The organism is Streptomyces sp. NPDC104096 (assembly GCF_055584385.1).
This window is the reverse complement of sequence record NZ_JBVJMD010000091.1, coordinates 1-13539: the sequence shown is the minus strand read 5'-3', so window position 1 is coordinate 13539 and position 13539 is coordinate 1. Positions and strand designations below refer to the sequence as shown.

At 70.4% G+C, this 13539-nt stretch carries 13 protein-coding genes and 3 pseudogenes; 5 read left to right on the top strand and 11 right to left on the bottom strand.

Translation table 11 applies throughout. The features are described 5' to 3' along the window. The 6 genes from ACZ60B_RS40500 to ACZ60B_RS40475 form a co-directional block, all read right to left on the bottom strand. A partial coding sequence (locus ACZ60B_RS40500) for an NHL domain-containing protein (RefSeq protein WP_469396496.1) occupies positions 1 to 771 on the bottom strand: 771 nt, incomplete at its 3' end. 162 nt (positions 772 to 933) lie between these two features. Next, positions 934 to 1203, bottom strand: coding sequence for a hypothetical protein (locus tag ACZ60B_RS40495; RefSeq protein ID WP_469396494.1), 270 nt, complete (start codon positions 1201 to 1203; stop codon positions 934 to 936). A gap of 93 nt (positions 1204 to 1296) precedes the next feature. Beyond that, the gene (locus ACZ60B_RS40490) at positions 1297 to 2400 is read right to left on the bottom strand and encodes a glycosyltransferase family 2 protein (RefSeq protein WP_469396491.1); all 1104 of its coding nucleotides are present in this window, start codon (positions 2398 to 2400) and stop codon (positions 1297 to 1299) included. A gap of 203 nt (positions 2401 to 2603) precedes the next feature. Continuing rightward, positions 2604 to 4163, bottom strand: a complete 1560-nt coding sequence (locus ACZ60B_RS40485) for a helicase-related protein (RefSeq protein WP_469396489.1) — start codon at positions 4161 to 4163, stop codon at positions 2604 to 2606. 21 nt (positions 4164 to 4184) lie between these two features. Beyond that, positions 4185 to 4799: a DEAD/DEAH box helicase family protein gene (locus ACZ60B_RS40480; RefSeq protein ID WP_469396487.1), complete on the bottom strand. Its 615-nt coding sequence runs from the start codon at positions 4797 to 4799 to the stop codon at positions 4185 to 4187. Positions 4800 to 4912: 113 nt separating this feature from the next. After that, on the bottom strand, positions 4913 to 5593 hold the full coding sequence (locus tag ACZ60B_RS40475) for a GntR family transcriptional regulator (RefSeq protein WP_469396484.1): 681 nt from the start codon (positions 5591 to 5593) through the stop codon (positions 4913 to 4915). Positions 5594 to 6032: 439 nt separating this feature from the next. Between ACZ60B_RS40475 and ACZ60B_RS40470 the strand changes: the two genes are divergently transcribed. The 4 genes from ACZ60B_RS40470 to ACZ60B_RS40455 all read left to right on the top strand — a co-directional run bounded on the left by ACZ60B_RS40470 (position 6033) and on the right by ACZ60B_RS40455 (position 9103). Beyond that, the gene (locus tag ACZ60B_RS40470) at positions 6033 to 6443 is read left to right on the top strand and encodes a GntR family transcriptional regulator (RefSeq protein ID WP_469396482.1); all 411 of its coding nucleotides are present in this window, start codon (positions 6033 to 6035) and stop codon (positions 6441 to 6443) included. Continuing rightward, positions 6421 to 7320, top strand: coding sequence for an ABC transporter ATP-binding protein (locus ACZ60B_RS40465; RefSeq protein ID WP_469396480.1), 900 nt, complete (start codon positions 6421 to 6423; stop codon positions 7318 to 7320). Before ACZ60B_RS40470 ends, ACZ60B_RS40465 begins: the two co-directional genes overlap by 23 nt. Next, complete coding sequence (locus tag ACZ60B_RS40460) at positions 7317 to 8246, top strand: hypothetical protein (protein ID WP_469396477.1); 930 nt, start codon at positions 7317 to 7319, stop codon at positions 8244 to 8246. Before ACZ60B_RS40465 ends, ACZ60B_RS40460 begins: the two co-directional genes overlap by 4 nt. A gap of 293 nt (positions 8247 to 8539) precedes the next feature. Then, complete coding sequence (locus ACZ60B_RS40455; RefSeq protein WP_469396475.1) at positions 8540 to 9103, top strand: hypothetical protein; 564 nt, start codon at positions 8540 to 8542, stop codon at positions 9101 to 9103. 301 nt (positions 9104 to 9404) lie between these two features. Here ACZ60B_RS40455 and ACZ60B_RS40450 read toward each other — a convergent pair whose 3' ends face one another. After that, entirely contained in the window at positions 9405 to 9713 is a 309-nt protein-coding gene (locus tag ACZ60B_RS40450; protein ID WP_469396510.1) for a hypothetical protein, read from the bottom strand. A gap of 74 nt (positions 9714 to 9787) precedes the next feature. Next, positions 9788 to 10123: pseudogene (locus ACZ60B_RS40445) on the bottom strand (replication-relaxation family protein); the annotation flags it as partial. A 141-nt stretch (positions 10124 to 10264) separates the two neighbouring features. Between ACZ60B_RS40445 and ACZ60B_RS40440 the strand changes: the two are divergent. Beyond that, positions 10265 to 11026: an aminoglycoside adenylyltransferase family protein gene (locus ACZ60B_RS40440; RefSeq protein WP_469396508.1), complete on the top strand. Its 762-nt coding sequence runs from the start codon at positions 10265 to 10267 to the stop codon at positions 11024 to 11026. Here ACZ60B_RS40440 and ACZ60B_RS40435 read toward each other — a convergent pair. The 3 genes and pseudogenes from ACZ60B_RS40435 to ACZ60B_RS40425 all read right to left on the bottom strand — a co-directional run. Then, positions 11023 to 11217, bottom strand: a pseudogene (locus tag ACZ60B_RS40435) (IS5 family transposase); the annotation flags it as partial. The gene ACZ60B_RS40440 and the pseudogene ACZ60B_RS40435 sit on opposite strands and share 4 nt — an antisense overlap. A 646-nt stretch (positions 11218 to 11863) precedes the next feature. After that, positions 11864 to 12400 (bottom strand): annotated as a pseudogene (locus ACZ60B_RS40430) (IS630 family transposase); the annotation flags it as partial. A 367-nt stretch (positions 12401 to 12767) separates the two neighbouring features. Beyond that, positions 12768 to 13280, bottom strand: a complete 513-nt coding sequence (locus ACZ60B_RS40425; RefSeq protein ID WP_469396472.1) for an SMI1/KNR4 family protein — start codon at positions 13278 to 13280, stop codon at positions 12768 to 12770. Positions 13281 to 13539 lie beyond the last annotated feature (259 nt).

The window sequence follows — 13539 nt, the reverse complement described above, 5'->3', positions numbered from 1 at the left end:
CGGGCCTCCGTCGGCGATGTACCCGGCGACGCCGTTTCCGGCGACCGTGGTGATGATCCCGCCCGGTGTCACCTTGCGCACCCGGTGGTTGTGGCCGTCGCCGATGTAGAGGTTCCCCGCGCCGTCCACCGCCACGGCCGAGGGGTAGTGCAAGGACGTGGCAGCGGCCGGGCCTCCGTCGGCGATGTACCCGGCGACGCCGTTTCCGGCGACCGTGGTGATGATCCCGCCCGGTGTCACCTTGCGCACCCGGTGGTTGTGGCGGTCGCCGATGTAGAGGTTCCCGTCCTGGTCGACCGCCACTCCCCAGGGGTAGTGGAGTTTGGTGGCGACGGCGGGGCCGCCGTCGGAGACGAACCCGGCCTGGCCGTTGCCGGCGACCGTGGTGATGATCCCGTCGGGTGTCACCTTGCGCACCCGGTGGTTGGAGTAGTCGGCGATGTAGAGGTTCCCCGCCCCGTCCACCGCCACGGAGATCGGGCAGTGGAGTTTGGTGGCGACGGCGGGGCCGCCGTCGGAGACGAATCCGGCCTGGCCGTTGCCGGCGACCGTGGTGATGATCCCGTCGGGTGTCACCTTGCGCACCCGGTGGTTGGAGTAGTCGGCGATGTAGAGGTTTCCCGCCCCGTCCACCGCCACGCCACGGGGGTTGTAGAGCTTCGTGCCGACAGCGGGGCCGCCGTCCACGACGAATCCCGCTTCGCCATTGCCTGCCGCCGTGATGATCGTCCCGTCGGGGAAGGTCGCTGTGGCTGGGGAGCTGGTGGTCATCGTTGTTCCTCCTGTTGTGGTGCGGGGCACGGCACCGGCCGGTGGTCCGGTACGGGCGTGCCCCGGGCCTTTACGACCGCGCTCGGCTGTGTGTGGCGCGGAGTGGAAAAGGGGACGCCTCTGCGCGAGGCGCCCGGAGGGCGGCGGCCGGGGAGACCGGGGTCAGGGAACCTCCACCCGGGCGCCGGCCGGATTCCGCTCTCCCGGCAGCCGGAAAGCCGGCCGCTGCGGCGCGAACGGGACTGAGGAGTTGGCGGGGGCCGTGTTCATCGGGCGGCGCGGCAGCAGCTTGCACACCGACACCCCGGCCATGAGCAGTGTGGTGGCCGCGACCACGGTGGCGAGGGTGTCGAAGCCGGAGCGCCGCCGGGAGGCGAGCGCGGACGCTCCGCCGGCTCCCAGGGAGCTGGCCAGTGGCACGCCTGCGTACACGGATCTCCCGTCTCGTCTTCTGCCCGTCATCCCCGCACGTCGCCATTGGTGCGGCGGCTATGCGGAAGGGCGTTGTGGGCACTGCAGGTCCTGTCAGGTCGTGCACCAGCGCTCCTCGCGCCGCCGGGCCATGTCCCACAGGGAGCGGACGTACACCGCGTGCTGGAACAGGTCGTAAACCAGCTCGACGGCGAGCGTGCCCGCCAGCACCTGGGACCTGAGGCCCGCGCCGCGGGCGGTGACGACCTTCTCCGCGACGAAGACGAGGCCGATGGCGACCCAGAAGGGTGAGAACTCGGGACGGCCGCGGGCCAGCATCCACCCGGTGAAGAACAGGTACATGGCCAGGGCCAGCACGGACAGCCCCATGAGCGCTTGGCGCACGAAGTAGGGGGCCGTGACCTTCGTCCAGCCGTAGTCCCGCAGGTTCTCCAACGCCCCACGTTGCCAGCGCATCCGCTGGTACCACAGCTTCGGCACGGTGGTCATCACCTCGGTGACCACCCGGCAGCCGGCGGGTGAGACGGTGCGGTAGCCCAGGGTGCGCACGGCCTTGGTGATCTCGTCGTCCTCGGTCAGCGAGGCCAGTGAGTAGTACGACGTGCCGCCGCCGATGAGACCGTCCATGCGCGCCTGCCTGATCTGCCGCAGCGTGGAGACCCGGAAGACGGTCGCGGTCCCGGTGAGCACATCGGCCCGGTAGCCGCGCCGAGCGATCTCGCGGGCGTAGCGCTGGAACTCGATGCGCTGCAGGACGCCGAGCAGTCCGCCGCCCGGCTCGCCGTAGAAGATCCCGCCGACCGCCCCCACATCCGGGCCCATCGCCTCGGCGGCGTTGGCCACGAACGACGGGACGAGGGTGGTGTCGGCGTCCTGGACCAGGACGAGGTCCTCGGGGGCCAGCCCGTGCAGAACCCGCTCCAGGGCCTGGTTGAGCGCCCCGGCCTTCTTATGACGGTTGTTCACCGACTCCACCACCATCGCCCCGGCCCGGCGGGCGACGTCGGCGGTGGCGTCAGTGCAGTTGTCGACTGCCACCACGATCCGTTCCGGCTGTCGGCTCTGCTCGCGAAGGGCCGCGATGGCCGCGCCGATGCGGTCGGCCTCGTTGTACGCGGGGATCAGCGCGACGACACGGGGCACCGCGGTATCGCTGGGAGATGGCCGCACGCGGGCATGCGGCGCGCGTCTTCGCATAACCGTGCTCCTGACCGTGCGCACGCATCACCGGGCGCACGAGGGGACTGTTCCTGCAGAGGGGACGGTGTGTTCAGGGGACGTGGTGTACATGGACAAAGACCCCACGGAAGGGGCCGTCGCGCATAAGCCGTCCCCCAGTTCTTGGAGCGTGGCTGTCAGGCAGCCCCCTGCGCAGGGACACGGTTATGCCGACCATGTGCCTACTTGGAGGGGCGGTGTCCGGCAAGCGCCAGAAGGAACCACATCTGGCATATGCATCCCTTCCACCGGCAGCGCTGTCCGTGAAGCCTCCTCACCCGGCTGGGGCGGGGCCTGCTGAAGCGCGAACCGGACCCGTTTCGTGCTCCGGCGCATACTTTCTGGCATCTGCGCGCCCCGTCATCCGGGGCAATCCCGATCGCGGCAGCGCACGTCGCCGCGGCATGCGCAGACGCTGCCCTGCTCGCGCGTCGGCGAGGCCGCGCGCGGGCCGGGCCGACAAACAGCCCGGCCACCTCCTGGCGGGTGGTCTTGGGCAGGGGTTGTGACCGGGTGGGTGGGCGGCGGAGTTGATCGCGTATGCGCCTGACCCGACGTCTGCTCACCACGGCGCTCGTCGTCGCCGCCGTCCTCGCGACTGCCCTGTCCGCCGCTCCGCCGACCACTGCCGCTGCTGCCGCACCGTGCACGTCGGCATGGCAGGCCGTCCAGAGGGTGGCCGTGCGCATGCAGGCGTGGAACGAGGGACCGGTCGCGACGACGCGGTCGCCGATCGGGCGGTACCTGCACCGGGGCGAGCGGGTGACGTCGTGCCTCGTCGCCGTCGGCCGGAACTCCTCGCAGTACCGCGAGTGCGGCGGCGGGAGCCGGTGGCGCATCGTGCGCGCAGGCCAGGTGCCGTCCGGATGCCTGCGCCGGACGTGAGCAGACCAGCGGACCCGGTACACCACGACCACGACCCGGCCCCCACGCCCGCCCTCGCCGTGCTGCTCCTGCTCCTGGCCGTCGTGGTCGTTGTCCGGCTGAGGGTGGGCGTTGCGGACGCGGGGGTCGGCGAGTGCTTCGATCGTGTCCGTGTCGTGGGCCCGGAGCGCTCCGAGGAGCTTGGCGAGGGTGCCGTATGCGTCCGAGGTGAGGGATTCGTTCGTGTCCTCGTCCTCGCCGAGGAACACCGGGACGATCAGCGTGGCCAGTTTCCCGGTCCCGGGCCGCGTCCGCAGGGCGCGCCCGACCATCTGCACGATGTCGACCATGGAGCCGCGGGCGTCGGCGAACAGGACCGCGTCGCATTCGGCGGTGTCGACGCCCTCGCCCAGCACCCGGACCGAGGACAGCACGCGGAGCTCCGCGCGTACGTCCGTGCCGTCCAGGCCGGGGCCTGCGAGGTAGTGGGAGGCGAACTCGTCCAGGACGCGGCGGCGGTGTGCGGGGGCGTGCTCGCCGTACAGCCACGCCGACCACACCTGCGCGGCCGGCGGGAAGGTGTCGGGGTCGTCCTCTGCGAGCCGGGCCGCCGTCACCGGCACGGCGGCCGCCATGGCCTCCGCCTCGCCGACCCGGCTGTGGAACGACAGCACCCGGCGGAACCACTCCTGGGCGGCCGCCCGCATGAGGCCTGTCTGCACAGCCGCGAGACGGGCCCCGCGTACGGCGTCGGAGCCGGTCGCCTCGGTGGTCATCGCCGCATGCAGGTGCGGGTCGCGGATGTCCAGGCACAGCACCTGGTACGGCGCCACCAGCCCCAACCGGATCGCCTCGGACAGCTTCAGCTTGTACGCCATGGGGCCGAAGACGGGGGAGTCCTAGTCCATGGACGCCACCAGCCGCGGGCGCTCCCCGTCTCCGTCGGCTTCCCACACCCGTGCCGTGGCGGTCATGTACAGCCGCCGTACGGCCGGGATCTGCATCTGGTCGTGCACGGCCGCCCACGGCTTCAACCCGTCACCACTTACCCGGTGTGCCTCGTCCACGACCATCAGGTCCCACACCGGCAGACCCGCGGCGTGCGCCCGCTGCGGCGTGCCCATCCCGACCGACGCGTACGTCGTGAACACCGTCACCGCCTCAGGGCCGGCCGTCCACGCGATCAGTTCGTCCGGGTCGGTCGTGCACGGCAGACCCTGGCTGTCCGCGCCGCGCAGCGAGCACACGCCGATCATCGCGCCGCGACGGCCGCCGGCCCGCCACGCGGCGGCCATCTGCAACAGCAGATCCAGCGTCGGCACCAGGACCAGCACCCGCCGCGCGGACAGCCGGATCGCCGACTCCACCCCGATCAGGGTCTTGCCCGACCCGGTGGCGGCGATGACCTGGGTGCGCAGCCCCTCGGGCGGGATGCCCTTCCCGGGCTGTTCGGAGAGACGGTGCAGCACCGCGTCGACTGCCTCGACTTGATGGGGGCGAAGAGTGAGGGTCACGATGGTGGTCCTCCTGGTCAATGGACTGCTCTGGTGACTGGGGGCGGGCGGCCGTGCGCCTGGCAGTGGACGGCCGCCCGGTCATGCTCAGTGCAAGTGCGGGAAGGGCGGGCCTAGAACGGCGGGCCGCCTGGGTCGCGCGGCTCGCCACGTTCGGGCCAGATCCGCAGGACGACGTCTTCGTCGGCCGACTGCGGACCGCCCGCCCACGCGATGGCGGGCTGGTCCTTGGGACGGCGGCCACCGTCCCGCAGGACCGCGCGGGCCGACTCGAGCAGGTGCCGGTCGGCGTCGCTCACACCGTGCGCCACCAGAGCGCGGGCGGCCGACACGAACGCCTCGCTCATCCACCGCAGGACGTGCCGGTCGGGCCCTGCCAGGACGCCGACGTCCAGACGGCGGGGCGGCATCGTCTCCTCGTCCTCCCGCACCGTCCCCCAGCGCGGACTCCCGCCGACGGCAAGGGCCTGCGGGTCGGGCTCGCCCGGGCCGGACTGCGGGCCGGCGAGCGTGCGGCAGACGGAGGCCGCCGCCATGACATCGAGGACCGGATTCGGCTCGAGCGGGCCCGGGCGGGCCGTGGCGTACGTGCCGCTGCCCGGGGCGGTCCGGATCAGGCCGGCCGCAGCGAGCTTGGCCAGCGCCGCGGCCGCGGTGCCCGACGACACCCCGTAGGACCGCGCCGGCTTCGCCTGCGACGGCAGCCGCTCCCCGTCGCGGATGGACCCCTGATGGATGGCGACGGCGAGGTCCCCGGCGATCAGTTCGGGGGAGTTCTCGGTGGATACGGTCATGCGACCCACCGCAGCCCAGATCCATCAATAAATTTGACAGGTTGTGGGAACTCCGAGCCCGAGGTTTCCGCCGGCCTTTCCGGTGGTCAAGTCCTGGTGTCCGACTTCTCCCAGGCGTCCGCCTGGCTCTGCTTGCACGGCGGGTCGAAGTCGCGTCTCGGGTCTGTCGTGGGCGGGCTCCTAATGGTGCCCGGACCGGCGCCCCGCGCATGGTGCTCGGGGCGGCAGTCCGGCGTTGCGCGGCGGCTGTGCTCCGAAACCGGTCATGGTGCGGGGCCCGCTGAGCGGTGAGGGCTTGGCCGAGGGTGTCGCCGCCTGCAGCGAGGTACGCGGCAGCGTCGGCGGCCTGGCGCTGTCTGGGCTTGCAGGCGTGGCTTGACGTGCGGGAACGATTCAATGCACTATTCAAGTAGTTCATTGGTGCATTGGGGGTTCGGTCGTGGGCTTCGACTTCCGGATCGATCGGCGCGGAGGCATCCCCGCTTACGTGCAGATCGTCCAGCAGGTCCAGCAGGCTCTGCGGCTGGGGCTGTTGCAGCCGGGCGACCGGCTGCCCACGGCCCGCGCGGTCGTGGAGGCGACCGCGCTGAACCCCAACACCGTGCTCAAGGCGTATCGCGAGCTTGAGTCCCGGGGCCTGGTCGAGACCCGGCGCAGGCACGGGACCTTCGTGACCGGCACGCTCGGCCGTTCCTCGGCCGACTCGCCCTGGCGGGCCGAGCTCGCGGACGTCGCGGGACGTGCCCGTGCGGCAGGACTGGAGCGCGACGACCTCGCCGCCCTCTTCGCCGATGTACTGGAAGATTTCTACCCCTCGAAGGAACCCGATGTCGTACCTCACCAGTCCTGACGCGGCCCTGACGGCCGACGGCGTCAGCAAGAGATACCGGCGCGGGGGTCCGGACGTACTCGACGGCTGCGGCTTCACCGTGCCGGCCGGGGTGGTGTGCGCTCTCGTCGGCCCCAACGGCGCGGGCAAGTCCACGCTGCTGGAACTGGCCGCCGGCCTGCAACGGCCCACTTCCGGAAGCGTCACGGTCCTCGGCGGTCCGCCGCACGCCGGCCACCCCAAGGTGGCCTACCTCGCCCAGCACCGGCCGCTGTTCAACCGGTTCACCATCGCCGAGACGCTGCGCCTGGGCGCCCGCCTCAACCCCGGCAACTGGGACGCCGACCTCGCCGAGCGGATCGCCGACCCGGACCGCTTCCACAAGAAGGACCGCATCGGCGACCTGTCCGGCGGCGAGCGCACCCGCATCGGTCTGGCCCTCGCCCTGGGAAAACGGGCCGACCTGCTGCTCCTCGACGAACCCATGGCCGACCTCGACGTCCTGGCCCGCCAGGAACTGATGGGCCTGCTCATGGCCCACGTCGCCGACACCGGCACCACCGTCGTGATGTCCTCGCACATCATCAGCGAGCTCGCCGACACCTGCGACCACCTGCTCCTGCTCGACGCGGGCAGCACCCGCCTGTGCGGCGACATCGACGACCTCACCGCCTCCCACGCCGTGGTCACCCTCGCGGGAGACCCCGAGCGCCTCGCCGACCACACCGTGATCGAGTCCCGCCCCGCCGGCCGCGGCACCAGCGCGCTCATCCGCCCGTCCGCAGCGCCGCTGCCGGCCGACTGGGAGGTACGCACACCCTCGCTGGACGAGCTCGTACTGGCCCACCTCGGCGCCCCGGACACCCCCATACCACTGATCAAGGAACCCGCCGCATGAGCCCCACCGCCCCCACCGCCTCCGGCATTCCCGAAGGCACCGGGCCGACAGCCCCCCGTCCCGGCGGCCGCCTGCCGCTCGTACGGATCGCGCTGCGCCAGTACTGGATACCGCTGGCGATTCTGGCGGCCGTGCTCGCGCAGACCGCGGCTGTGGTGGCGTACCACTACGGAGGCTGGGCCGACGCCGTCGCGCTGCGCGCCCACGTCGGTTCGCACGCCTACCACTTCGGCCGCTACGCGGACGACGCCCACAACAAGACCGCGAAGCTGATCTCCGACAACGCTTCCGTCGTCTTCCGGCCCGCCCTGTACGCCGCCGCACTCACCGGACTGCTGACCGCGCGTGAGTGGGAGAGCCGCCGCGTCACCCTGGCCCTGACCCAGTCCCTCACCCCCCAGCGCTGGTTCACGGCCCGCTGGGCCACCCTCGCCGCGCTCTGCACGCTCCTCACTGTGCCGCTCGTGGTCCTCTACCAGCGCAGCGCGACGCACGCCTACCGGCTCGACCTGTTGGTACACGGCGCCGACCAGCAGACCGCATACTTCACCGTCGGCCCGGTCACCCTCGCCTACGTCGTCCTCGGCGTCGCCGCAGGCGCGTTCACCGGGACGCTACTGCGCCGCTCCTGGCTCGCCGTCCTCGCGGCGCCGGCCCTGACCTGGCTGCTCGCCGCCGTACTGGTTCGCTCCCGCCTCGTCCTGCTCGCCGACTTCCCGCTCTGGTCCAAGGTCCACGGCTTCCACCCGGGCGGCGTGCTCGGCCTGCAGTTCGACGACCTGCTCCCGCAGGACTCCTACCTCGTCAACTCCCTCGATTCCGGCGACTACTGGGGCTACCAGATCGCCTCAGGCCTCCTCGTCCTGGCGCTCGCCGTCCTGCTCGCCGTCGCGGCCCTGCGCGTTCTGCGCCGCCGCACCGCGTAACTGCCGACGGCGCCCAGCACCGCGCCGCCTCCCGTGCCCCAACGGGCGGACCCGGTACGGCCTTCACGGGCCGGGTCCGCCGGCACGATCCCTGCCGACGCCCGCGGTCGCTGTACCCGCACCCACCACCGTGCGGCACGCGCCCCGGCTCACCGTCGCCTGCCAGGTGCCCCCCATCCGCCTTCCCGCAGGTTCTCCACGCGCCTCGCCACGTCCGTGAATTCGATGCTCTGACCTGCGGTGATCCGTGCTGCCCTCACCTCGTCGTTCCAGCCTGCCCAAGGAGAACTTCCATGCGCCGTACAGACCACGAACCGGCCGAGACCGCCGCCATACACGGGCTGCACGCAACGAAGGCTCCCTCCGCCTGGAGCAGCCCGCAGCGCGTCATATGGCTTCTGGCGGCCGGCAGCCTGCTGGGCCTGCTGAACCGTCTCCTGGCATCCGCCGAAGTGCACGATGCCCTCACCTTCCCCGTTCTCGTCCTGACGGGCGGCGCAATCCTGGCCATGTGTCTGTCGCCGTGGTGGAGCCGCAATCAGAAGTGGACCGCGGTCACCTGGCTGGTGGTGCCCAACTGGCTGGCGGCACTGCTGGCCCTGGCGATCGACAACCACGCCTTCCAGTGGGTACTGACCGTGGCAGCGGCCGGCGTCCGTGCCGCCGCCATCCGGTGGCTGTGGCTCTCACGCACTGCTCCCGACCCCCGCCGGGAACGGTCCCGCCTCCCGCGCTGGGCCCGCGTCCTGTGCTGGAGCGCCGTGCTCCTGGCCGTCGTGTTCGAGGCCGCGATGTGGGGCATGTCGCTCGTACTCCTGCACAACAGCGGCATCGACAGCGACACCCTGATCCCGTGACCGCATCCGCGCCGCGCGGGCGGAGCCGCGCCCACGCCTGCGGGACTGCCTACCGCCGTGCTCATTGCCGGCGGTGAGTGTTGCGCACCCCCAGCAAGGTCGCGACCGGAAGCAGGGGACCGGTCGCGACGCCGTCGGCCTCCCGCGGGAGCAGGCTGCGCGATTCGATGCGCACTCGGCTGCGCAACGCTGTGACCTGCATGGTCGGGTCTGTGGTTGGGGGCTGCGCATACGTGGTCGCCCTCATGGTCGAGCTCTGCACAGCGCACTGCGCACTGTGCAGGCCTGCGCAAGTGCGCGCTCACGACGTGCGTGAGTGCATCCAGCCGACCCTACGAACAGGGTCGCGTACGGGCCGCCATACGGGTGCAAAGGGCCCGTCGCGCAGCAGGTCGACCAGCGGCGCTGCCATGGCCGGGACGTCCCGCAGGAACGCCGTGACGGCCAGTTCCCGGGATGCAGCGTTCAGGGCACTGATCCGGTTGTCGACGCCGGCCGCTTTGGTGCCGTCCAGGACGAACAGCAGCCGCGGGAAGAGCGGGTAGCGGTGCCGCCAGTCGGGCTCCGTCTGCACCCCACCGGCCTGCCGGTGCCGACCGGGCGGCGCCATGGGGATATAGGCGTGCAGGCGGCGTATGCAGTAAGTTTCGCGGCCAGCCGTTCCGGGCCCATGGTTGCCCGGTCGACCTCGACGAACGCCCGCAGCATCGACCCACTGCCGACGCGGTAGAACAGCAAGGCGTCGGGGATGGCTGCCTCTCCGCCCCCGAGGGGGTGGTGGACCTCCGGTATCCGGTCCAGCGGCCGACACACGTCCCCACGCCGACGGGCGTCCTGCACGAACGACAGGCCCACCTCGCTCACGGCCAGGGCGTGGGCCACCCGCAGCCGCGCTGCCGTGGGATCGGCGAGCAGCCTCGGCGGAGCAAAGCCCCGCAGCTCCGGCCACTCGGAAGCGACCTGCACCCCATACGCCGTCGCGAACCAGACCTGCCGCCGCCCCGCCTGAGGCAGCGACACCTGCTGTACTAGGGCCTGTTGTGAAAGTGCTGGTCACAGCCTTTCGTTGACGGTTGCGACCAGCACGGTCGCGTGATGGCGGACCGCGAGCCGACCCGTAATGCCGTGCCGTCGGACTGGACAACGGGAGACACTGGCGCGGTGTATCAGCTTCAGGAGATTGTGGCATTGGCCAGCGGTGTGCTGGGCGGGGATGTCATCGGCGCCTACCTTCACGGGTCTGCCGTGCTTGGTGGCCTCAGGCCGGCCAGCGACGTGGACGTGCTCGTCGTCTCCCGGCGGTCGATGGACGAGCGGCAGCGACGGGCGCTCCTCGGTGGGCTGCTCGGGATCTCCGGCTCCCGGAACAAGGTCCGCCCGGTCGAGCTCATCGTGGTCGTCCAGTCCGAAGTCCAGCCATGGCAATACCCTCCGACCTGCGACTTCCGGTACGGCGAGTGGCTGCGAGCCGAGTACGAGGCAGGAAAGGTGCCCCGGCCGGAGCCGATGCCCGATCTGGCCCTGCTGATCACCATGGTGCTGACCGGCGACCACCCGCTCACCGGCCCGCGGCCGGCGCAAGTCCTCGGTCCCGTCCCGCACTCTGACCTGGTCCGGGCGAGCGTGGCAGGCATCCCCGACCTGCTCGACAACCTTGACGGTGACACCCGCAACGTCCTGCTGACCTTCGCACGCATCTGGACCACGCTGGCCACCGGCCGGATCAGGTCGAAGGACGCTGCCGCCGACTGGGCACTCGCCCAGCTCCCGCCCGAACACCGCCCTGTCCTGGGACACGCCAGGCAGCTCTATCTCAACTGCCGCTACTCCGAAGAAAGCTGGAGCGAGACGTTGCGGGTCCAGGTACGTCCGCATGTGGACCGCGTGCTCGCCGAGATCGACCGGTTGAGCGCCCGGAGCTAGCGGACGGCTGGTTTGTCGTATCTCGTTGCCACGGCTCGGTGTCGTTTGAGGCGATTAATCCCGCACTCCACCGCATGGCGCACCTTGCAGTCGTCCTTGTCGAACTTGGGCGGGCGTCCGCCACTGGAGCCGAGCTTCTTGCGGTCGCGAACCTGGTCCGCCTCCTCCGGGATCGTGCACCAGACCCTCCTTCCGCAACTTCATCAACCGCCGCCGCGTCTGCTCAATCCGCACCCCGCCGCAGTCAACAGATGCAGCTGCTCCGTAGTAACCAGCCGGTACTGCGCCACGACGGCCAACGCCAGCCGGTCCCCGACCGCCGCCTCCAGATTCAACGCCACGCCCGCCACCTCCCGCACGGAGCGCCGGTCCCTCCGGCACCCCGTACGGCCACGGCAGCAGCCGGCCCGGACCACCATCACGACCAAGACCACCCGACCACGACCACGATCCGACAACCCCAACGACAACTGCCGCCCCACTCCCGGCGCCTGACGGAGTCTTCGCAGGTCACCAAACCGTTCCGGCCGTGGTCAGGAGCCCGACATCCCCCTCAGTACACCCCCGCGCCCGCCCAACAACACAACAAGGAAGGTGAAAAGGAGCGAACGGGGCGAGGCGGGCGCGCCGCCGGGGGACCGGGCGACTCGGACTCCTGCAGCGCGTCGGCGAGGCCTCCGCGCTCGAGAGCGCCGGACGGGGCCGGCGCGGCAGAGCACAGGGAGTCAGCGCGGTCGGCACGCGGCACCAGACACCGGAGCGCAGCACCGGTTCGCTCAGCTTCACTCTGTCGGGGATCTTGGTGTTTTCCGGTGTGGCAGCAGGATCAGCAGGCATCTAGTCTTGTGAGTCGGGAATCCTGCCTAAACAAGTGGCGAGGCGTTCGAGGATCTCGTCCGCGGTCTTCGTCCAGACATAGGGCTTGGGATCGGTGTTCCATGCGGCGATCCAGGTGCGGATGTCCTCCTCAAGGGCCTGGACACTCTTGTGGACGCCTCGCCGTATCTGCTTGTCCGTCAGCTCGGCGAACCACCGCTCGACCAGGTTGAGCCAGGACGATCCGGTAGGGGTGAAGTGCAGGTGGAAGCGAGGGCGGGCGATCAGCCAGGACTTGACGGCCGGGGTCCTGTGAGTGGCGTAGTCGTCGAGGACCAGGTGCACCTGCAGGTCTGCGGGGATCTCCTGGTCGAGCTTGACCAGGAATCTCTTGAACCCCTCGGCCCGGTGGCGGCGGTGAGGGGAGCCGATCACTTTTCCGGTGGCTACCTCGAGTGCCGCGAACAGGGTGGTCGTGCCGGCGCGGACGTAGTCGTGCGTGACCCGCTGGGGAACGCCGGGCATCATCGGCAGGACCGGCTGGGGCCCACCGACTGCCCCGTCATGCCCACCAGGGCACCGGCATCCTTGTTGGACATGCCGTCCGCACAGGCCAGGATGATCCGGCATCGCACCGCCCAGGACTACGGCGTCGAACGACGCCGCACCCACCCCTCAAGCGCCGCCCGCTCCTCCACCGACAGCACCAACTCGGCCTTCGGCCGCCCCGTACGAGCCATGCCGCAAGCCTACAATTTCAGAAAGAACTCCTGACTCAGAAGACTAGGGCGTGTATCGAATGTGGATCTTGGGCTAAGGGTGACCAGCTCGACGATCTGGGAGGTATACGGCGCGGAGGCCGGTTGCTGAGCCCCGTACAACTGGGGCCCCGTCTATCACAACCCTCCTCTCCGGCACCGGCTGCTCAGACAGGCTCGAAGAACGGCTCGGACACGGCATCGGCCACGGTGTAGGGCCGGATTCCTGGATCGGTGAGGATCCGGTACAGGAACTCCGTGGCGGACATCTCGTAACGGTCCCACTCCTCGGCATCCTCCGTCTTGGCGAGAACCGGCCATGCGTCCACCGCGCCATCCGTGACCTGCCAGAAGAACTTGTCGGCTGCACGCGAGATCCCCCATGGGATCAGGCCCCCCGTCGTCCCGGGCTCATGGATCCGGTAGGGCGCGAACGGGCCGTCCGAAGGGTCGTCGTTCTCCAGCAGTACGCGCCACATCCTCAGCAGATCCGCCACGCGGGTCTCATCAGCGCACAGCACCGACACCACCTGCGAGAACTCGCCGACGCCGAACGCCTGGGACAACTGCTTGTAGTCACCCGGCAGCTCGGTCCCCAGTTCCGCTTCGATCTCCGCCCAGGGCTGCGCGGCGTCCCGCGCGTCACGACCTGTAGCACGGAGAAGAAGGTCCACCCACATGAAAGAACCTCGCCTGATTGTTCACAGATACGTTGGCCAGTACGGAGCCTGGGCCCGGATGCAGGCGCGGACCCTACCAGGCCGCACCTGCATCCGGACGGTCGGGAACGATCAGGGCGCAGTGTGCGAAAGGTGTTGGGTTCGCAGGGGGTCTGTCAAAAACGGGCCCTGTCTCACATTCGGTGGTGACAGGCAGTCACGAGAGTCGTTGATGCTCGCATGAAGGATGTCAACGAGCTTGTGAGATGGTGTTTTTGGG

What these genes read in the sequence shown, in the direction of transcription:
- ACZ60B_RS40485 (WP_469396489.1), bottom strand. Translation starts at nt 4,163, where the DNA reads ATGGCGTACAAGCTGAAGCTGTCCGAGGCGATCCGGTTGGGGCTGGTG.
- ACZ60B_RS40475 (WP_469396484.1), bottom strand. Translation starts at nt 5,593, where the DNA reads ATGACCGTATCCACCGAGAACTCCCCCGAACTGATCGCCGGGGACCTC.
- ACZ60B_RS40425 (WP_469396472.1), bottom strand. Translation starts at nt 13,280, where the DNA reads ATGTGGGTGGACCTTCTTCTCCGTGCTACAGGTCGTGACGCGCGGGAC.
- ACZ60B_RS40460 (WP_469396477.1), top strand. Translation starts at nt 7,317, where the DNA reads ATGAGCCCCACCGCCCCCACCGCCTCCGGCATTCCCGAAGGCACCGGG.
- ACZ60B_RS40455 (WP_469396475.1), top strand. Translation starts at nt 8,540, where the DNA reads ATGCGCCGTACAGACCACGAACCGGCCGAGACCGCCGCCATACACGGG.
- ACZ60B_RS40465 (WP_469396480.1), top strand. Translation starts at nt 6,421, where the DNA reads ATGTCGTACCTCACCAGTCCTGACGCGGCCCTGACGGCCGACGGCGTC.
- ACZ60B_RS40490 (WP_469396491.1), bottom strand. Translation starts at nt 2,400, where the DNA reads ATGCGAAGACGCGCGCCGCATGCCCGCGTGCGGCCATCTCCCAGCGAT.
- ACZ60B_RS40450 (WP_469396510.1), bottom strand. Translation starts at nt 9,713, where the DNA reads ATGGCGCCGCCCGGTCGGCACCGGCAGGCCGGTGGGGTGCAGACGGAG.